General features: G+C 59.4%; 17 protein-coding genes and 1 riboswitch. Of the genes, 9 read left to right on the plus strand and 8 right to left on the minus strand.

The genetic code is table 11. From position 1 onward, the window contains the following. Positions 1–41: 41 nt before the first annotated feature. From ACKUTP_RS06755 to ACKUTP_RS06765, 3 genes are all read right to left on the minus strand, one after another. Complete coding sequence (locus ACKUTP_RS06755; RefSeq protein ID WP_409063894.1) at positions 42–572, minus strand: nitroreductase family protein; 531 nt, start codon at positions 570–572, stop codon at positions 42–44. Positions 573–858: 286 nt separating this feature from the next. After that, positions 859–1,482, minus strand: coding sequence for a DUF47 domain-containing protein (locus ACKUTP_RS06760; protein WP_006234238.1), 624 nt, complete (start codon positions 1,480–1,482; stop codon positions 859–861). Positions 1,483–1,549: 67 nt separating this feature from the next. After that, positions 1,550–2,599: an inorganic phosphate transporter gene (locus ACKUTP_RS06765; RefSeq protein WP_006234237.1), complete on the minus strand. Its 1,050-nt coding sequence runs from the start codon at positions 2,597–2,599 to the stop codon at positions 1,550–1,552. A 250-nt stretch (positions 2,600–2,849) separates the two neighbouring features. On the opposite strand from ACKUTP_RS06765, the gene ACKUTP_RS06770 reads away from it, so the two are divergent. The 4 genes from ACKUTP_RS06770 (at position 2,850) to ACKUTP_RS06785 (ending at position 5,993) form a co-directional block, all read left to right on the plus strand. After that, complete coding sequence (locus ACKUTP_RS06770; protein WP_117758724.1) at positions 2,850–3,188, plus strand: hypothetical protein; 339 nt, start codon at positions 2,850–2,852, stop codon at positions 3,186–3,188. An 83-nt stretch (positions 3,189–3,271) separates the two neighbouring features. Further along, positions 3,272–3,967, plus strand: a complete 696-nt coding sequence (locus ACKUTP_RS06775) for a Bax inhibitor-1 family protein (protein ID WP_117758723.1) — start codon at positions 3,272–3,274, stop codon at positions 3,965–3,967. A gap of 137 nt (positions 3,968–4,104) precedes the next feature. Continuing rightward, the gene (locus tag ACKUTP_RS06780; protein ID WP_117758722.1) at positions 4,105–5,256 is read left to right on the plus strand and encodes a TIGR02452 family protein; all 1,152 of its coding nucleotides are present in this window, start codon (positions 4,105–4,107) and stop codon (positions 5,254–5,256) included. Positions 5,257–5,333: 77 nt separating this feature from the next. Beyond that, positions 5,334–5,993, plus strand: coding sequence for an SGNH/GDSL hydrolase family protein (locus tag ACKUTP_RS06785; protein ID WP_158556905.1), 660 nt, complete (start codon positions 5,334–5,336; stop codon positions 5,991–5,993). Positions 5,994–6,326: 333 nt separating this feature from the next. Here the strand turns inward: ACKUTP_RS06785 and thiD are convergent, their stop codons facing one another. Both thiD and thiC read right to left on the minus strand, forming a co-directional pair. Beyond that, positions 6,327–7,157: a bifunctional hydroxymethylpyrimidine kinase/phosphomethylpyrimidine kinase gene (thiD, locus tag ACKUTP_RS06790; RefSeq protein ID WP_409063895.1), complete on the minus strand. Its 831-nt coding sequence runs from the start codon at positions 7,155–7,157 to the stop codon at positions 6,327–6,329. A 176-nt stretch (positions 7,158–7,333) separates the two neighbouring features. After that, positions 7,334–8,668, minus strand: a complete 1,335-nt coding sequence (gene thiC / locus ACKUTP_RS06795; RefSeq protein WP_349116792.1) for a phosphomethylpyrimidine synthase ThiC — start codon at positions 8,666–8,668, stop codon at positions 7,334–7,336. Next, positions 8,661–8,776, minus strand: a riboswitch (TPP riboswitch). It overlaps the preceding gene by 8 nt. A 63-nt stretch (positions 8,777–8,839) precedes the next feature. On the opposite strand from thiC, the gene ACKUTP_RS06800 reads away from it, so the two are divergent. Beyond that, on the plus strand, positions 8,840–9,361 hold the full coding sequence (locus ACKUTP_RS06800; RefSeq protein ID WP_409063896.1) for a hypothetical protein: 522 nt from the start codon (positions 8,840–8,842) through the stop codon (positions 9,359–9,361). Between the two features lie 63 nt (positions 9,362–9,424). Here ACKUTP_RS06800 and ACKUTP_RS06805 read toward each other — a convergent pair whose 3' ends face one another. Together ACKUTP_RS06805 and ACKUTP_RS06810 are read right to left on the minus strand one after the other, a co-directional pair. After that, positions 9,425–10,234 (minus strand): YaaA family protein, encoded by an 810-nt coding sequence (locus ACKUTP_RS06805; RefSeq protein ID WP_409063897.1) that lies wholly within the window; start codon positions 10,232–10,234, stop codon positions 9,425–9,427. Between the two features lie 125 nt (positions 10,235–10,359). Next, complete coding sequence (locus ACKUTP_RS06810) at positions 10,360–11,757, minus strand: aminopeptidase (RefSeq protein ID WP_409063898.1); 1,398 nt, start codon at positions 11,755–11,757, stop codon at positions 10,360–10,362. A 166-nt stretch (positions 11,758–11,923) separates the two neighbouring features. On the opposite strand from ACKUTP_RS06810, the gene polA reads away from it, so the two are divergent. Next, entirely contained in the window at positions 11,924–14,671 is a 2,748-nt protein-coding gene (gene polA / locus ACKUTP_RS06815; RefSeq protein WP_409063899.1) for a DNA polymerase I, read from the plus strand. A 269-nt stretch (positions 14,672–14,940) separates the two neighbouring features. On the opposite strand, the gene ACKUTP_RS06820 is transcribed toward polA, so the two are convergent. After that, on the minus strand, positions 14,941–15,768 hold the full coding sequence (locus ACKUTP_RS06820) for a Cof-type HAD-IIB family hydrolase (RefSeq protein WP_409063900.1): 828 nt from the start codon (positions 15,766–15,768) through the stop codon (positions 14,941–14,943). Positions 15,769–16,322: 554 nt separating this feature from the next. Here ACKUTP_RS06820 and ACKUTP_RS06825 point away from each other — a divergent pair. The 3 genes from ACKUTP_RS06825 to argH all read left to right on the plus strand — a co-directional run bounded on the left by ACKUTP_RS06825 (position 16,323) and on the right by argH (position 19,502). Further along, positions 16,323–17,549 carry an argininosuccinate synthase gene (locus ACKUTP_RS06825; protein ID WP_035138001.1) on the plus strand — a complete coding sequence of 409 codons (1,227 nt, stop codon included), beginning with the start codon at positions 16,323–16,325 and terminating at the stop codon, positions 17,547–17,549. A 233-nt stretch (positions 17,550–17,782) separates the two neighbouring features. Next, complete coding sequence (locus ACKUTP_RS06830; protein WP_260699153.1) at positions 17,783–17,953, plus strand: hypothetical protein; 171 nt, start codon at positions 17,783–17,785, stop codon at positions 17,951–17,953. 118 nt (positions 17,954–18,071) lie between these two features. Further along, on the plus strand, positions 18,072–19,502 hold the full coding sequence (gene argH, locus ACKUTP_RS06835) for an argininosuccinate lyase (protein WP_409063901.1): 1,431 nt from the start codon (positions 18,072–18,074) through the stop codon (positions 19,500–19,502). Positions 19,503–19,691: the final 189 nt, after the last annotated feature.

Here is a 19,691-nt window from a genome sequence, read left to right on the forward strand (position 1 = left end):
GTGAGCGGTAAAAGGTAGGTTTTAGGGCATGTGCCAAAAAACTACTTGAGGAGGAAGTTGGGGAGGGGAATGGTACGGGCCTCGCGATGCTCGGGGTCGGCGATGTGGTCCGCAGGATAGCCACAGACAAGCATGTGATAGGGATAAACGCCCTTGGGCAGATTGAACTGCTCCTGTGCCACCTCTGGCTTAAAATGGCATACCCAGCACGTTCCCAGGCCCTGCTCGGTGGCCTCCATCATCATCTGATCGCAAACGATGGATGTATCGATTTCGCTGGAATTCATCTGATCATACGGGCGCACCCAAGCATCATCGGTAACGCTGCAAATAAGGAAGATAAGCGGAGCGCCAAAGATAGACCCATCACGAGCAAACCGAGGCTGACAAGCAGCAGCCTTCTCCAGAAGCTCAGGCGTATCCAACACCATCACACGGGTTGGATGGTTATTACAAGCAGAAGGAGCAATACGCCCAGCCTCAACAATGGCATCCACAACAGCTTGCTCTACAGCCCGATCTTCAAACTCACGACAAGAATACCGACCCCGAGCCAGATCCAAATAAGACATACAAGCCCTCCAACAATTAAAAATCAAACAAACCCAAAGTAACCCAAACAGTACCCAAAGCAGCAATCAGCCAAACGCTCATCAAGGGCCAAAGTGTCCGAACGGATACCAAAGGTCCCTTCAGCCAAACCCCCATTGCGCTATAACTATCAGCCAAAGTTCCCAATGGTGGTACGTAAGGGAGCGGGCCCGGCCACTAATAACCTTTTGAACGACTCTGCTTGCAGCCGGAGTGAAAAAGGTTATTAGTGGCCGGGCCCGCGACCGCCGGGACACGTACCCCCAATTAACTGTTCTTCATGACAATCGAATCCACAACATCGGCCACATTCTCACAGCAGTCAGCGCAGTACTCCAGGAAGGCGTACACGTCACGCCAGGCGATGACCTCGAGCGGGTCCTTGCCGTTAACGTGCAGGTTGCGCATGGCGTTGATATAGAGCTCGTCGGCTTCGGACTCGATGGTGTTGATCTGGATGACGAGTTCGCGCAGGGTCTTGGACTTGCGGTAGTTGGGCAGCTCGACCATCAGGTCTTTCATGGCGCGGCAGGCGTCAGTCACCTTGTGGGCGATGACGATGGCGTCGGGATGGATGCTCTGGATGTTGGTGAAGTAGACGCGCTGCACGACGCCCTCGATGCGGTCGAGCACGGTGTCGAGTGAGCAGCTCATCAGATCCAGATCCTCGCGCTCGAGCGGGGTGATAAAGGCGGTGAGCAAGGCGTCCTCAAGCTCATGGTGCTTCTTGTCGGCCGCATGCTCGATCGCGTGCATCTTGTTGAGCATATCGTGAATCTTTGCGGGATCGAAGTTCTCGAAAATCTTGGTGAGCAGCTCGGCGGCCTGGACGGCAAGGTCGGCGCAGGCGACGTAGTTGTCGAAGTAGAACGAATCGGGTTTCTTTGCCATGGGTGGGTCCTTTCGAGGCGAAGACGGGTGGGCGAGGTAATGCAGTCCGGATGGACGTTCGGTTTGACTAGAGGAACATCATGAACAGCTTGGCCATGACAAAGCTGATGAGTCCGCAGGCGGGGAAGGTGAAGAACCAGGTGAACATCATGTCTTTGACGACGCCGAAGTTGATGGCTGAGAGGCGCTTGACGGCACCGACGCCCATGATGGCGCAGGTCTTGATGTGTGTGGAGGACACGGGGATGCCGGTAAGGGTGGCAAGCAGCAGGTTTGCGGCGCCCGCCAGGTCGGCGGAGAAGCCCTGATACTTTTCGAGCTTGACCATGCTCTGGCCGACGGACTTGATGATGCGCTCGCCGCCCACGCTGGTGCCGATACCCATAGTGGCCGAGCACAGCAGCATAATCCAGATGGGGATGCCTGCATCGCCGACGCTCGTCTGGCCGCTGGCAAAGGCCACGCCTAAAAAGAGCACGCCGATGAACTTCTGTCCATCCTGCGCGCCGTGCATAAAGCTCATGGCCGCAGCGCTCGCGATCTGAGCGTATTTAAAGAAGACATTGGCACGTCGCCTGTTGGCGGCGGCGAAAAGAATCGAGACGAGCTTGCACAGGACCCAGCCCATGACAAAGCCCAGGCCGATGGAGAGCGCCAGACCGTAGATGACCTTCATCCACTCGTGGACGTTGACGCTGCTCGCACCGCCGAGGGCGATGGCGGCACCGGTCAGGCCGGCGATAAGGCTGTGGCTTTGCGAGGTGGGGATGCCAAAACGCGACGCTGTGGCGCCGTAGACGACGATGGAGAACAGCGCCGCGCATAGGCAGGCGAGCGCCATGGTGCTGTTTCCGCCAAAGTCGACGATATGTGAGATGGTGTTGGCGACGCTCGCGTTAAAGTGCGTCATGATGAGCACGCCGAGGAAGTTGAATGCGGCGCTCATGAGAATGGCGGCGCGGGCGGGCATGCAACGCGTAGTGACGCAGGTCGCGATGGCGTTGGGCGCGTCGGTCCATCCATTGACGAAGATGGCGCCCAACGCGAGGATCACGGTGACGGCAAGGACTGGGTTCGACACAATTTGGCCGAGGAAGGTTGAGAACGTTACGTCCATATATGGGCTTTCTCGAAGTTTGCAGACACGTTACAAAAACATGATAAATCGTATCACCTCCTGCGGGTCTCTTTACCGAGTTCTGATGGGAGAAGTGAACTTTTTGGCACTAAAATTGAATATTAGCCCTGTTGACCGCGGGTGTTCTTTTTGCTAACACGCCATACGGACACGTGCGATTACTACGACACTCCAAAACCACAGTCTGTTCGCTTTACAACATGCAAACATGCGTTCGATAATAGGAGGCATGGAATATCGACAGACAGACGGCAAAACTCGGCGCGTGCACAAGCAGTATGTGGACGTCGTGGCCCGCATCCTCGCGGGCGGACAAGTCGTGCCGGTTACCGTCTGCTGGGTCGACGGTCGCTGCTTTACGATTGACGAGATCGTCTCGTCCACTGGTTTTGGCCTGACGGTCCACGGCGTTCGTACGGCAACCTATAAGGTGCGTTTTGGCGGGCACGCGACCGAGTTGTATCTGGAGGACCAGGCGTGCGGACGGCCGGACGGCTCGCAGGCCCACGTGATGCGTTGGTGGGTCTGGGCGTTTGATCGTACGCTTGAGGGCGAGCGCCGTAGGTAAGGACGCACGGCGTTCGGGTACAATGGCAGGAATCTTGTCATCTGCTGCGCCGTCTTTCACGGCGCTTTGTGAAAGGACGAAGTATGAACGATATCCAGGGCTATCAGAACGGCCCCATCGAGACCGGTGCAAGCCGTGCCAAGGAGATGTCGCCGCGCGCGTACAACCTTGTCATGTCTGCCCTGATTTTCTTGGGCTTTTGCGCCATGGGCGCCGGCGCCTACTTTACGAGCACCATGTCGTTTGCGCGCATGATGATGAGCGGCGCAGCCTTGCCGCTGGTCTTTGGCTCGTTTATTTTGACCATCGTCGGCATGGTCATGATGTCGGCCGCCGCCAGCAAGCAGTCCGTGGGCCTGTCCCTTGTGGGCTACGTAATCTTTGCGAGTACCTTTGGCCTGACCGCGTCGTTTGGCCTTGCCAACTACGACCTGCCCACCATCAACACCGCTTTTATCGCCACGGCCGCCATCACCTTTGTCTTTGGCGCGCTGGGCGTGACCTTCCCCAAGTTTTTCCAGCGCGTATATGGCATCGGTTTTGGCATTCTGCTCGCCACTGTTCTGGTTGAGATCGTGCTGATGTTCATGGGCGTCTCGCAGTCCATCACCGACCTGATCGTGATCGTGGTGTTCGCCGGCTTTATTGGCTACGACACCTATGTTGCCACGACGGTGCCGCCTACGCTGCCCAACGCCGTGCTCATGGCGTCCAATCTGTTCGTTGACATTATCAACGTGTTCCTGCGCATCCTGAACATCCTTGGCCGTCGCGACTAGTGGCGAATTGCGGCGGTGCTTGCCGTGCGGGCAAATCGATGCGAAAGGCGGTCCTTCGGGGCCGTCTTTTTTGTACGCGGCGGGGTATCATGGATGGGAAAAGCCGATAGCGGCAGCGACAGGAAAGGTGGCCACGTATGGCAGACGTCGACAACAGGAACCGTAACCGCAGGTCCAACCGAGCGGGTCAGCCCAATCCCAAGCGCGAGGCCCGTGCCAAGGCCGCCGAGCGTCACGTGTCAACTGTGTCCGAAGCGTGCGCCAAGGATATCGAGCGTTCGCTTGCCGGTGTTCGCGAGTTTGACGGTATGCCTGCCGGCTTTGTCGCGGCGATGAAGGCCAAGGTTCAGACTGCTGTGGCCGCTGAAGAACAGGTTGCCGAGGACGTCGAGGGCGCGGAGGCTGCCGAGACCGAGGCGGCACCCGAGAGCGAGGCAGCGCCCGAGACCGAGGCAGCTCCTGAGCCCGTCGAGGAGCCTGCCGAGGAAATCGCCGAAGCTGAGTCCGCGCCTGCTGAGGAGCCTGCTGCGTCCCTGCCTGAGGTCACCGTGCTCGATGCCTCCGCCACGCAGGCCATCTTGGACAACGGTCGTGGCTATGCGCAGTTCTGCGACATGGCCGTGCTCGCCTTTGCCTCGTTCACCAATCCGGGCGGTGGCTATATTCAGGGTTATCTGGGCCAGGAGGCCACGCTGTGCGCCGATTCGTATCTGTACAACGTTCTCGATAAGCAGCGCAAATGGTACGGCGAGAACCGTCGCCGCAACATCAACTGCGAGCTTTACCGAAACCGTGCGCTGGTGGTGCCTGCGGTGCGCTTCGATCGCAACCACGTGCATGCATACGCCGACGTGATCGTGGCCGCCGCGCCCAACGTTAAGCGCGCCCGCCAGGAGTATCGCGTGAGCGACGATGCTCTGCTGGATGCCCTGCGCGACCGCATTCGCTTTGTGCTTGCCATCTGCGACGAGCTGGGTCGCGAGAAGCTCGTACTGGGCGCTTGGGGCTGCGACAACAACGGCTTTGACGCCGAGGCCGTGGCCGAGCTCTTCCGCAAGGAGCTCGCGTCGGGCGACTTTAAGGTCAAGCAAGTCTTCTTTGCCGTGCCTTCTACGCGCTGGGATGAGGATTTTGCCAAGTTCGAGCACGTGCTGGCAAACTTCCCCGAGCGCAACGAGGAGTCCTATGCCCAGGTTGCCGCTCGCGCTGCGGCAGCTCGCGCCGCCGAGCAGGCCCAGGCTGCTACCGAGGATGATGAGAACGAGGACGATTGGCGCAAGTACCTGTAATCGGTACGTGCTGACAGATGGGTCGAGCCGGCGGGAGGGCTGCTCCCGTCGGCTTTTTACTGAGCGAGGGGCTTACGATGAAAAACGTTCTATGCTTTGGCGACAGCAACACCTATGGTTACGATCCGGCGGGCATGCGCGACGGCACCGCGGTGCGCTATGCGCGGGATGTGCGCTGGTGCGGCGTGGCCCAACGTGACTTAGGCGAGGGCTGGCATGTAATTGAAGAAGGCCTCAACGGCCGCACGACGGTACGCGACGACATGTGCCATCTGGACACCAATCTTAACGGCATCCGCGCGCTGCCGATGCTGCTCGAGGCCCATAAGCCACTGGACGCCATTGTGATCATGCTGGGCACCAACGACTGCAAGACGGTCTTTAACGTGACAGCTGCCGATATCGCCCGTGGCGCCATGGCGCTGATTCGCGCCGTCCGCGCGTTTCCGTGGACCGACGCTGCGCCTTGTCCGCGCATTCTGCTGATGGCTCCTATCAAGATCAAGCCGCAGATCGCCGATGTATATATGACCGATTTTGACGAGCGTTCCGTCGAGGCCTCGGAGCATTTTGCTGAATACTATGCGCACGTAGCCGAGCAGTTTGGCTGCGACTTTTTGAATGCAGCGGAGTTTGCCGAGCCGGGCGATATCGACTATCTGCATATGATGCCCGAAAGCCATGAGAGCCTGGGTCACGCCGTGGCGGCCAAGCTCCAAGAGATGCTCGGTGAGTAGCACGGCCCCAAACCACCACAATAGTTCTCCTTGCGGTGGCTTGTTTCGTTGATTTGTCTTGATCTGTAACAGTTGTAAGGCCGAAAACGGGCTAGATGTTACAGACTAAGATTATTTAGGTCGATATCGGTCGTTTGTCTCGATCTGTAACATCTAGGGTCGATTTTGCCGAGTTACTGTTACAGATCGAGATTATCTTCTGAGCGGAATTTGAATGTCTCAATCTGTAAGAGGTGGGCCGAAAAATGGACTCTAATTGCTATGGATCGAGATGTTTGTGGGAACCACCGCAAAGGTGCCTGTCCCCTTTGCGGTGGTTTTGAACTGCGAGTCTTAATATTGCCACATATGGTTAACGGGGCCGGAGCCTTTGCCCATGTCAAAGCCGGCGGCGAGAGCGCCCGTTAGGTAGGCCTTGCCGGCGTTGACGGCATCGGCAAGATCCATGCCCTGGGCCAGCGCGCAGGCGATGGCGGACGAAAGCGTGCAGCCGGTACCATGCGTGTTGCCGGTCTCGATGCGCTTGTGGCGGAACCACGTGGTGAGCGGATCGCCCAGGTGGTTGCCCTCGTCATCGAGCGGTGCGGGCTCTGCTAGCACATCGTTGGCCTCGTTGACAAAATGCCCGCCCTTAACGAGAGACGCGCACCCAAAGCGGTAGGTGAGGAGCATGGCGGCATTTTGCTGCGTGCGCTCGGAATCGACCTCGTAATCGAGCAGCGCCATGGCCTCGGGAATATTGGGCGTGATGACGGTCGCCAGGGGGAACAGGCGGCGTGTAAGCGCTTCGGCGGCGTCCTCTGCGATCAGACGAGCGCCCGAGGTGGCGACCATGACGGGGTCGACGACGATATTTTGTGCGTCCCAGGCACTCAGGCGGTCGGCGATAACCTCGATAATCTCGGCAGAGGAAACCATGCCGATCTTGACGGCACTGGGGCGGATATCGTCAAAAACGGCATCGATTTGCGCCGCGACAATATCCGGGGAGATGTTTTGCACGGCGGTGACACCGAGCGTGTTTTGTGCGGTTATGGCTGTGATGGCCGTCTCGGCATACAGACGGTGCGCCGTGATGGTCTTGATGTCGGCCTGAATGCCGGCACCACCGCTGGAATCTGATCCTGCGATGGATAGAACGGCGGGTACCTTACTGCGATCCATGTTCGCTCCCTTGTTCGGTCGGATTCAAATGGGTCTTCTGCCTGCATTATAAAGTGCCCGGGCCGGCTGTATGCCGAACCCGGGCGGGTAGTGCAATCTTTACGCAAACGCAAGCAAATGTTCACACGTCAACAATTGACGAACACCTTGTTACCGATTGCGGCTCCGGCGACGAGTTAGTCCTCCATGCCGAGGTCGATCGTCGTGCCTTCGAACACCTTGTTAACGGTGCGGACGGCGCACATCTTGCCGCACATGGTGCAAGTACCCTCGGTGGCGGCGGGGGATTCCTCGTAGCGCTTCTTACCGGTGACCGGGTCGAGAGCGCACTTCCACATGGCGTCCCAGTCGAGCTTGCGGCGTGCCTGGCCCATCTTGTCGTCCATGTCGCGGGCGTGCGGCACCTTCTTGGCGATGTCGGCGGCGTGTGCGGCAATCTTGGTGGCCATGAGGCCGTCGAGCACATCCTGGGCGTTAGGCAGGCATAGGTGCTCGGCCGGCGTCACGTAGCACAGGAAGTCGGCGCCGGAGCTGGCGGAGATAGCGCCGCCGATGGCTGCGGTGATGTGGTCGTAGCCCACGCCGATATCGGTCACCAGCGGCCCGAGCACATAGAACGGGGCGTTGTGGCACAGGCGCTTCTGCAGTTTCATGTTGGCGGCGATCTCGTCGAGCGCCATGTGACCCGGGCCCTCGACCATGACCTGGACGCCGGCGGCCCAGGCGCGCTTGCACAACTTGCCGAGCTCAATCATCTCGGCGGTCTCGGTGGCGTCGTTGGAGTCGTAGAGGCAGCCCGGGCGGCAGGAGTCGCCGAGCGAAATCGTCACGTCGTACTCATGGCAGATTTCGAGCAGCTCGTCGTAGAACTCATAGAAGGGGTTCTCGTTGCCGGTGACCTCCATCCAGCCAAACAGCAGCGAGCCGCCGCGGCTCACGATGTTCATGAGACGGCCGGTCTCCTTAAAGGTCTTGGTGACCGACTTGTTAATGCCGCAGTGGATGGTCATAAAGTCCACGCCGTCCTCGGCGTGCGCGCGCACGACTTCGAACAGGTCGTCCTTGGTGAGCTTGACCAGCGGCTTTTCCATGTAGCCGATGGCGTCGTACATGGGGACGGTGCCTACCATGAGCGGCGTCTCGTCGATGAGCTGCTGGCGGAACTGGCGCGTCTTGCCCGAGTTGGAGAGGTCCATGATGGCGTCGGCGCCAAAGTCCTCAGCGATCTTGACCTTCTTCCATTCCTCGGCGGCATCGGCCTTGTCGCCCGAGATGCCCAGGTTGACGTTGACCTTGGTGGACAGGCCCTCGCCGACGCCAAAGGCGCGCATGCCCTTTTTGATGTGCACGATGTTGGCGGGAATGGCGATGCGGCCGTCTGCCACGCGCTCACGGATGTACTCGGGGTCGCGATGCTCGCGCTCGGCGACCTCCTTCATCTGCGGTGTGATCTGTCCGGCGCGGGCAAAGTCGATTTGCGTGACGAGCTTGGGCTCTGTCTGTGTGCTCATTGGCACGGCTCCCTTCGTTGGCATTACCCATATCAGGTTTGCGGGTCAGGGCGGGCGCGCCCAGTCTCAGCCTGCCGTCTTGTCCTGCAAGCTCCCCGTTTATGTGGTGGGCTCAAGTATAGCTCGAATGGGTACGATTGGCCTAACGAGCGTGCCTGTGGGGAGGCGTACATGGAAGACAAGCATCTATATCGAGAGACACAATGGGATGTATCGGCCGCGGAAAGCCGTGCGCACCATGGCCTTGTCGCGATTGGTTTTGCGGTGCTTGCCGTGTTGGTGATTGCCTTTTGTATCTGGACGTTTGGCGGTCGCGGCGGCGCTGCATGGGAGTTCGAGGCTGATGATAGCCTACCGATTATGACGGTGAGGAGTACTGGCGGTAATGCCAATACGCTCGCCGCGCCGGGCGACTATTGGTATTCGCGCGACGAGTTTGTGCAATTGCAGCTGAGCGGTGGGTCTATTCCTGGTGAGGAAATCGAACGCGTGACGTATGATGCGACGCTCAAAACGCTCACGGTGAAGCTTAAAGATCAAGGAGATGTGCCCACGACCATGGATATCGCCCTGACGGAATGGCGTTTGGAGCCTCCGACGGGTGTTGCGGTGTCCGAGGTTGAGCACGTCAAGATTGTCTATCAGGACGGTTCGACAAACGGGATTGCAAAGGCCGACGGTCTAGCAGAATAGCGGAGTGTTTACCGAATGTCATGAAAGCATGCCGAGGTGGAGTTCGGCGCTAGTGACAGGCTTCTAGAATGCCTGCTCGTTGATGAAGACCAGGCTGTCTGGGGACGAGAGCTCGGGGACATAGCGGTAGCCAAGGTTGAACTCGGTAAGACCGGCGGCGTCCTTGACCTTGTTTTCCGCCATCCAGCGGACCATCGAACCGCGTGCCTTTTTGCTGGCGGTCGATTGCTGGACGGGCTTATCGTTGCGGACGCCTTCGCCAAAAACGCAGGTGATAACCGTTGTATCCTGTGCAGCATGGGGCAGGACGGCTTTGGCGTATTCCACGCTGGCAAGGTTGACGATAGTGGTGTTAGAACCGGCCGGCGCAATTGCCTGCGCAAGTCGATTCCCCCAGAAGGCATAGAGATCGCGAGCACCGTCGACGGAGAGCTTCGCCCCCATTTCGAGCCGATAGGGCGACACGCCGTGGAAGGGGCGCACGCATCCGTAGAGTCCCGAGAGAATCCAGAGATGGTTTTGCAGCCAGTCGAGCTGTGCGGCATCCATGACCTCGGGCGCCATGCTTTGGTATTGGATGCCGTGGTAGGACATTACGGCGGGGGAGATTCGACGCGCGATATCGGGATCGGCGAGGTCGGCATCGCTCAGGACGGGCATAAATTCGTGAAGCGTATCCAGGCACGTTGCAAGCAGCCTGTCGCTCACGTTCCAAAGGGCCTGAAGGCCTGCCGCGCCATCCTCGCGTTCGATGCCCAGCAGTGTCTGATGAAGCCGGGCCGTCTGGTGTGCAAAAGGCGGTATGCCCCAAACGTCAAAGGCATCTTGAGCTGTCCGCATCTGTTTGGCGGGCGAAATGACGACCTGTAGCACGGAATCCTCCTCCCGTTAAAAAGTTGCGGTGAAATGCGGAACGCTTTTCCTGTTGGAAGGCCTGATGAATCCGTATTTCACCGCAAGTTATAAAGGGCTGGTTTGGGGCGCTTTACGAGGGTTTGTTAGGCGCGCTCGAGGAAGGCCTTGTAGCCGCGGTAGGCCTCGTAGATATCGGCCTTGTTGGCGACCTCCCATAGGGCGTGCATGGACAGAACGGCAACGCCGGAGTCGATGACATTCATGCCGTACTTGGCCATGATGTAGGCGATGGTGCCGCCGCCACCTGCGTTGACGCGGCCGAGCTCACAGGTCTGGAAATCCACGCCTGCCTTGTCCATGATGTCGCGGACGAGGGCCACATACTCGGCATCGGCGTCGTTGGAGCCGCCCTTGCCGCGGCTGCCCGTGTACTTGTTAAAGCACAGGCCGCGACCCATAAAGGCGGCGTTCTTGGTCTCGAACTTGGCGGCATAGCCCGGGTCGAAGCCGGCGGACACGTCAGAGGAGAGCATGCGGCTGCGGGCGAGCGCGCGGCGCAGGGCCAGCGGGCTACCCTCGCCGGCGAGCGTCATGATCTCGGCGACGGTGTTCTCGAAGAAGCGGCTCGTCATGCCGGTGGCACCCACGGAACCGATCTCCTCTTTGTCGACGATGAGCGTGATGCTCGTGCGCTCGACATTGGCCACATTGATCTGGGCGAGCATGGAGGGGTAAGCGCAGACGCGGTCGTCGTGACCATAGCCCAGAATCATGGAACGGTCGAGGCCCATGTCGCGGGCGGGGCCGGCGGGCACGACCTCGATCTCGGCGGAGAGGAAGTCCTCCTCCTCGACGCCGTACTGCTCCTTGAGGATGTCCAGGAACATCTGCTTGACGGGCTCCTTGGGGGCGTCCTTGTCGTCCTCATCGAACTTGACGGGACGGCCGCCCACGATCACGTCGAGAATCTCGGCATCGACGGCGTCCTTGGCAGGTTTGGACATCTGCTCGCTCGAGAGGTGGATCAGCAGGTCGGAGATGGTAAAGACCGGGTCGTCCGCCTTGTCGCCGATATTGATGTCGACGGTGGTACCGTCCTTTTTGCAGATGACGCCCACGAGTGCGAGCGGGGAGGCCACCCAGTGGTAGCTCTTGACGCCACCGTAGTAGTGCGTGTCGAGGTAGGCCATGTCGCCGGCCTCGAAGGCGGGGTTCTGCTTAAGGTCTAGGCGCGGCGAGTCCACGTGGGCGCCCAGGATGTTAAAGCCCTGCTCGAGCGGGGCGTTGCCCAGGTTGACGAGCATAAGGTCCTTGCCGTGATTGGCGGCGTACACCTTGTCGCCTGCCTTGAGCTCGCGGCCTTCGGCGATCACGGTCTCCAGGTCGACGTATCCCGCCTCCTCGGCCATCTTGATGCCGGTCTTGACGCACAGGCGCTCGGTCTTGTTCTCGCTCAAAAACTGCTTATAGCCGCGGCAAAGCTCCTCGAGCTCCTCGACTTGCTGTGGCGTGTACTTTTTCCATGCGCAGGGACGCTCCATGACGCAGGCTCCTTTCGGATCGATCGTGCTGGTTGATGTACCGTGAGCCATCGTATCACGCGCGGGCTCACGGTGGCGGGGGAGCTTGATGTGAGGTGGCCGCGGGGCGGGGAGCGTGTAAACTGGAGTGAGCAAACCGTGCCCAGCCCAAAGCGAGGTATTTAATATGTCTGACAAGCGCCGCACTTTTGCCGTTATCGACGGCAACTCGCTCATGCACCGCGCCTTTCACGCCGTGCCGCCGACCATGAACGCGCCGGACGGTCGCCCCACCAACGCGATCTTCGGCTTTCTGAACATGTTTCTTAAGATGATCGATGCCTTTAACCCCGACGGTGTGGTCGTGGCGTTTGATAAGGGCAAGCCGCGCGTGCGCATGGAGATGCTGCCGCAGTATAAGGCGCAGCGCCCGCCCATGGACCCCGACCTGCACGCGCAGTTCCCTATGATCAAGGAGCTGCTCACCGCGCTCAACGTGCCGATTCTGCAGTCTGAGGGCTGGGAAGGCGACGATATTCTGGGAACCATGGCGCGCTTGGGCGAGCAGGCCGGCTGCGACATGCTGCTGGTGACCGGCGACCGCGACATGTATCAACTCGTGACCGAGCACGTCAACGTGGTATCGACTCGCAAAGGCCTGTCCGACGTGGCGATTATGACGCCCGAGAGCGTGGATGACCTGTATCATGGCATTACGCCGGCGCTCGTGCCCGATTTTTACGGTCTAAAGGGCGATACGTCGGACAACATTCCGGGTGTACCGGGCATCGGCCCCAAAAAGGCGAGCGCGCTCATTGCGCAGTACGGTAGCCTGGACGAGGTTATCGCACACGCCGACGAGGTCAAGGGCAAGATGGGCGAGAACCTGCGTGCACACATCGACGACGCACTGCTGAGCCGTAAGGTGGCGACCATCCGCACCGATGCGCCCGTTGAGCTCGATTTTGGGGCGACGTCCTTCCCGGCGTTTTCTGCCGATGAGGTTTCCGCGGCACTGGGTACGCTCGGCATTACCGCCATGCAGAACCGTTTCTTGGCGCTGATCGGTGACGAGGGCGGGGCTGCTGCCTCCAGTGTGTTTGAGATACCTGCGATGGTTCGCGCAGCCGCCGGCGATGTTGACGCGCTTGGTGCCGTTGCGGCTGAGGTCTCCCGCGCGATTGATGCCGGCGAGTGGGTCGCCGCCGTGGTGGACGACGATAAGGAAGAGGGCGCGCTCTTTGGACTGACGCGCACGCTGTGGTTGGCGACGTCCAAGGGGCTCTTTGCGCTTGAGGAGGGCGACGGCGGTACCACTGCCGTAGTCGATGGCTTCAACTTCGCCCACGGCGTGATCGCCGGTGTGCTTGCGCGCCTGTTTATGGAGGGCTGCGTGGCGAGCCCGGATATGAAGGCGTTGCTGCATGAGCTTTCGCCCATCGATTCTTCGGAGCCCGAGCTCATGGATCCGCTGGCAGTCGACTCCACGCGCATCTTCGATACCGTGGTCGCTGCCTACCTGCTGGATTCCGATCGCTCCGAGTTCGATGAGGCATATCTTGCCGATACGTATCTGCAGATGGCGCTGCCTGCGGCGCGCGGTACAGAGGATGCCGGTGAGGACGCTCCGGCGCCCGCCGCTCGCACGGCGGCCTTGACGCTGGCGCTGGTCGCACCGCTGCGCGACCGCATGGCCCGCGAGAATGCCGCCAACGTGTTCGATGGCATCGAGATGCCGCTCGTTCCGGTGCTTGCCAAGATGGAGCGCGCGGGCATGCTCGTGGACCCCGATCGCCTGCGCAGTCTGTCCGAGGGTCTGGCGACCCAGATCACCGAGGTCGAGCGCAGTATTCGCGACCTGGCGGGTGACGAGACCTTTAATATTGGCAGTCCTATGCAGCTGTCGCACGTGCTCTTTGATGTGATGGGGCTTCCGACCAAGGGTCTCAAGAAGACTAAGCGCGGCTATTATTCGACCAACGCCAAGGTGCTGAGCGACCTTGCCCGCGACCACGAAATCGTGCGTCTGATCTTGGATTGGCGTGAGAAGTCTAAGATCAAGTCCACCTATCTGGACACCCTGGGCCCGCTGCGCCGTGGTGACGGTCGCGTGCACACCACGTACAACCAGACCATCACGGCAACGGGGCGTCTGTCCTCGAGCGACCCGAACCTGCAGAACATCCCGACGCGCTCGGAGCTGGGTCGTACCGTCAAGACGGCGTTTTCGGCAGGCGAGGGAAGCGTCTTTTTGGCGGTGGACTACTCGCAGATCGAGCTGCGTCTGCTGGCGCATCTCTCGGGTGACGAGCACTTGGTGCGCGCCTTTAACGAGGGCGAGGACTTCCACGCCGAGACGGCGGCGCGCGTATTTGGTGTGCCGGTGTCCGAGGTAACGCCCGACTTGCGCAGTCGCGCCAAGGCCGTGAACTTTGGCATCGTGTACGGTCAGCAGGCCTATGGCCTGTCGCAGTCGCTGCATATCTCGATGGCCGAGGCGCGCGACATGATCGACCGCTACTACGAGGCCTACCCGGGCGTGCGTACGTTCCTCGACAACGTGGTGGCGCGCGCCAAGCAGACGGGCTACGCCGAGACCATGTATGGCCGCAGACGCCATATTCCGGAGCTCAAGGCCAAAAACCCGCAACTCCGCGGCTTTGGCGAGCGCACGGCCATGAACCATCCCATGCAGGGCACCGCAGCAGACATCATCAAGATCGCCATGGTCCGCGTAAGTCGTCGCCTGGAAGAAGAAGGCTTTGCCGCCCACATGATCTTGCAGGTACACGACGAACTGGACTTTGAGTGCCCCGTCGACGAAGTCGAGCGCCTGACTGCCATGGTCCAAGACGTCATGGAACACGTCGTAGACCTACGCGTACCCCTAATCGCCGAAGCTTCGACTGGAGTGACCTGGGCAGACGCCAAGTAAGGGCACGACCACAATTCCAAAGTAACCAAAACCAGAAGGACGCCCCTCATCAACAAGGAGCGTCCTTCGTTTAATAAAAATCAGCCAAAGTATCTAGGCGCCAAGACGCCATCCATGCGGCAAGCAAGTCAACGTAGCCATGCCCGGGGCCGGCCGTTTGATTTTTGTAGATTCCGCACGAGCCGAAGAGCACTTAATGTGCTCTTCGAGCGAGCCCAGGACCTGACCGAACAAAAATCAAACGGCCGGCCCCGGGCATGGCGGCGAGTTTAACGAGCCGCCAGGATGGCGTCGATGAGAGTCAGTACGCCCCCGTCGTTGTTGCTCGGAATGCGCCACTTGGCGTGCGCGTTCATATGCTCCTCGGCGTTGTCCACGATAAAGCTGTGGCCGACGCGCTCCAGCATGGGGATGTCGTTGTAGGTGTCGCCCACGGCGGCGGCATCGGCGATATCGATGCCCAGGTGCTCGCACAGGTGAGCGACGCCGGCGCCCTTGTCGACGCCCAGGTTCATAAAGTCGATCCACTCGCGCCCGGCGTTGGTGACGTAGAGCTTGTCCGAGAACTCGGGGCTATAGGTCTCGCGGAAAGCGGGCTCGGCGTCGTAGCCGGGGAAGAAGACCGAAATCTTGTTGGACTCGAAATCAATGCCCTCAAAGCTGTCGACGTAGTTGATTGTGTTGTAGTAGACGCTGATCTCGTCGTGGTATTGATGGTCGCGGGCAAGCACGTAAAACTCGTCGAAGCAGCACAGGACGGGAACGGCGCGAGGATCCTCCGAGGCACGGCTCAAGACCTGCTGGTACAGCTCCACGTCAATATTACTCTTATAGATATAGTTGCCGCGATAGATGACGCAGGCTCCGTTGTCGGGACAAAAGGCGAGGCGGTTCTTGATGCCCTCGAACATCTCCTCGAGCTTGGGGGCTGGACGTCCGCTAGCGGGGCAGAATACGATGCCGGCTTCGGCGAGCTTGTCCAGGCGCTCGTCGAGGCCTTGCGGCAGCACGCGCTCGTCGGTCAGCAGCGTTTTGTCCATGTCGACGGCGATGAGCTTAATGTTTCCGATATTGGCGTCCGATTCGTAAGTTTGCATAAAAGCGAGCCTTTCGTTTCGAAATTGTTTCAGATGTTATAACCATCAACTCGTAGTCAGGCGTATTTTCGCAGGAACGCAGCGTATTTGCACTGCATTTCACAAACTAATGAAAAAACTTTTCAGAAATTTGAATTTGCCGCTTGTGCAGCGGGCACTTTATCGTAATATAGCGAACATCGAAAACGGAGACGGCAAAATAGCCGCTTACCGAGAAAAAGGTACCGTTTACGATATTTGAATTGCGCCCGGCGATAGGTGAAAGGAGAGGCAGATGCAGTTCGTAAAGATCATCACTACTGCAGACAATGCCATCCGACGCCAGCGCGCAATTTCCCGACGACGATAACAATCGTCTCTGTCCGCATGGGGCGAATTGCCTCAACAGAGTCATTTTGAGGTCGTTGGGTTTTAGCACGACATTGCTGCATGTTTCTAGGGCATGTATGTGCTGATTTTTGCTATTTAACCTGATATTGCACGGTATATGACCTTGAAATGACTTGCAACTGACCGATGTTCTAACTAGCTACCAAGGGCGAAAGGAAACAGCCATGAGCAAGGAAAAAGTCGTTCTCGCATATTCCGGTGGTCTTGATACATCCGTATGTGTCAAGTGGCTCCAGGACGAGAAGAATCTCGATGTCGTTTGTGTCTGCGGCAACGTGGGCCAGGAGGAGACCGGCCTGGACGCCAAGAAGCAGAAGGCCCTCGACCTGGGCGTTCTCGATTGCCAGGTGCTCGACCTGCGCGACGAGTTCTCCGATGAGTTCTTGACTAAGGCCATCGCCGCAAACTCCATGTACGAGAACAAGTATCCGCTGCTTTCCGCCCTGTCTCGCCCGCTGCTCGCCAAGAAGCTTGTCGAGGTCGCTCACGAGTTTGGCGCGACCTACGTCGCCCACGGCTGCACCGGCAAGGGTAACGACCAGGTTCGTTTTGAGGCTGCCGTCAAGGCCCTCGACCCCGAGCTCAAGGTTATCGCCCCGGTTCGCGAGTGGGATCTGAAGTGCCGTCCCGACGAGGTCGCCTATGCCCACGCCCACAACGTGCCGGTTCCCGAGGGTGCCAACGACAACCCCTATTCCATCGACGACAACCTGTGGGGTCGTGCTATTGAGTGCGGCCACCTGGAGGATCCCTGGAACGAGCCTCTCGACGACGCCTGGGTTATGACCAAGAATCCCGAGGACACGCCCGACACCCCGACGTATACCGAGATTGAGTTTGAGGCCGGCAAGCCCGTCGCCGTCGACGGCAAGAAGATGAAGCTTTCCGAGATCGTCATCGCCCTCAACAAGATTTCGGGCGACAACGGCTTTGGCCGTCTCGACCTGGTTGAGGATCGTCTGGTGGGCCTCAAGAGCCGCGAATGCTATGAGGTTCCCGGAGCCCTGACGCTCATCACCGCCCACAAGGCACTCGAGGACATCTGCGTCGAGGGCGACTTGCTCAAGACCAAGATCAAGCTCGAGCAGGATTGGGCCACCGCCGTGTATAACGGTCAGTGGTACAGCCCGCTCAAGAACGCGCTCGACGCCTTTATGGCCGACACCCAGAAGTTCGTGACCGGCACCGTCCGTCTGAAGTTCTTTAAGGGCAACTGCCATGTCGTCGGCCGCAAGAGCCCCTTCAGCCTCTACGACTACGGTCTGGCTACCTACGACCGCGACACCACGTTTGACGAGAAGGCCAGCGCCGGCTTTATCGAGATCGATACGCTGTCGCTCAAGACGTGGGCCAAGGTCCAGGGTCCCAGCTCTGCTGCCGCTCAGGCTTAAGTCTTCCTTCCCTTGGTATCCGCGCGGCCCATCCGCGTGATACATAACGGGCGCATGGGGTCCCTACCTTTCGTTATGCTTGCTGACACTTCTTAACATCGGTGGCCCCTACGTTCCGCCCGCATATATGATGCCGCGACTGCGGCTGAGTCCGAGCCCCGCCGGGGTTGTCCGGCGGGGCTCCTTCTATCAATTTGGCGGCTCTGCGCCTATATATATGAGGAGTATCCATTATGTTCAATGCTATTGCGCATGCTTTGCTTGCCCTCGCGCCTGAGATCGATGCTGCAAAGGTCGAGGATGTCCCTATGAGCCTGAAGGCCTGGATCGATGGTTCGCAGGGCAACATCCGGAGGGAGACGTTGGGCGCCAAGTGCATGGTGCGTCACTTCTTTGCAAATTAGCTACATGGCCCCGCGCACGGTAGGGAGTGTGTAAAACTAGCGGTTGATAAATCGCTTTAGCGACAGGGCACATTGCTTTGGGCGCTTGTTTTGGTATTTGGAGAAAGGAGACGGTTCCATGGCTCTTTGGGGCGGTCGTTTTGAGGCGGGCGTGGCCGAGGTCACGCAGGAGTTTGGCGCGTCGCTGCCGGTCGACAAACATCTCTATAAGCAGGATATCGCCGGCTCTAAGGCGCATGCCAAGATGCTGGCCGCCCAAGGCATCATCAGTGCCGAGGACGAGCGGGCGATTGCCGAGGGCCTGACCGGAATCGAACAGGATATCGATGCCGGCAACTTCACCTTCGATATCAACGACGAGGACATCCATATGTCCATCGAGAGCGAGCTGACGTGTCGCATCGGCGAGGCCGGTAAGCGCTTGCATACCGGGCGTTCGCGCAACGACCAGGTGGCGACCGATACGCGCCTGGGCGTCAAGGCGCTTGCCAAGGAGCTCATGGAGGCCAATCTTGGGCTGCGTCATGTGCTGGTGGATGCGGCTAAGAAGTACGACAAGGTGATTCTGCCGGGTTACACGCATATGCAGCACGCTCAGCCCGTGCTGCTCTCGCATCATCTGCTGGCGTATTCCTGGATGTTCGCGCGCGACTTTACACGCTTGAAGGCCGCCTTTGATGCCGCCGACAACTGCCCGCTGGGTGCTGCCGCGCTTGCCGGTACGAGCTATCCGCTCGATCGCCAGATGACGGCTGCCGAACTTGGCTTTGCGGGCGTGATTCCTAACTCACTCGATGCTGTTTCCGACCGTGATTTCCTGCTCGATCTGCATTACGCCGGCTCCGTCATGGCCATGCACCTGTCGCGTCTTTCCGAGGAGATCGTGCTGTGGTCGAGCTCCGAATTTGGCTTTATCACGCTTTCCGACTCGTACTCCACCGGCTCGTCCATCATGCCGCAGAAGAAGAATCCCGACTTTGCCGAGCTTATCCGCGGCAAGAGCGGCCGTGTGTATGGCAACCTGGTGCAGCTGCTCGTGACCATGAAGGGCCTGCCGCTTGCTTATAACAAGGACTTGCAGGAGGACAAGGAGGGCGCGCTCGATACCGCCCATACGCTCATGCAGTGCCTGTCGGTTATGGCCGGTATGATTTCGACTTGGACCGTCAACGAGGATGCCATGGCGCGCGAGTGCGGCGTGGGGCACCTTGCCGCCACCGATGTTGCCGATTACCTGGCTAAGCGTGGTCTGCCGTTCCGCGAGGCACATGCCGTGGTGGGCCATCTGGTCCTGATGTGTGAGAAGCGTGGCTGCAATCTTGAGGACCTGCCGTTTGAGGTGTTCCAGGAGGCAAGCCCGCTCTTTGAGCGCGACATTACCGAGGCGCTCGACATCCCGTCGATTGTCGCCGCGCGCACGACCGAGGGCGGCACCGCCCCTGCCGCCGTTGCCGTGCAGCTGCAGCGTGCCAAGGCGCAGCTCGTGGCCGACGAGGGCGTGTTTGGATCGCTGACTAAGGTCGTCGAGATGGGCCACGGGGCAAAGTAGAGGTTTGGCTGAAGCCGTATTGTCCATTTATTGAGGAATCGTTTTTTGCTTTACGGGCGTCTGCTGATGTGGGCGCCCGTATTTTGTTGCTATGGGGGAGGGGCTTGTCGAGAAGTTCTGTAGGACCTTTGGGCAGGTTGTGAAGGGGGTACGTTCGCGGGCGGCAACCGACCGCCTGCTCTGCTCGAT

The organism is Collinsella sp. wc0529, from assembly GCF_046116875.1.
Lineage (GTDB): Bacteria > Actinomycetota > Coriobacteriia > Coriobacteriales > Coriobacteriaceae > Collinsella.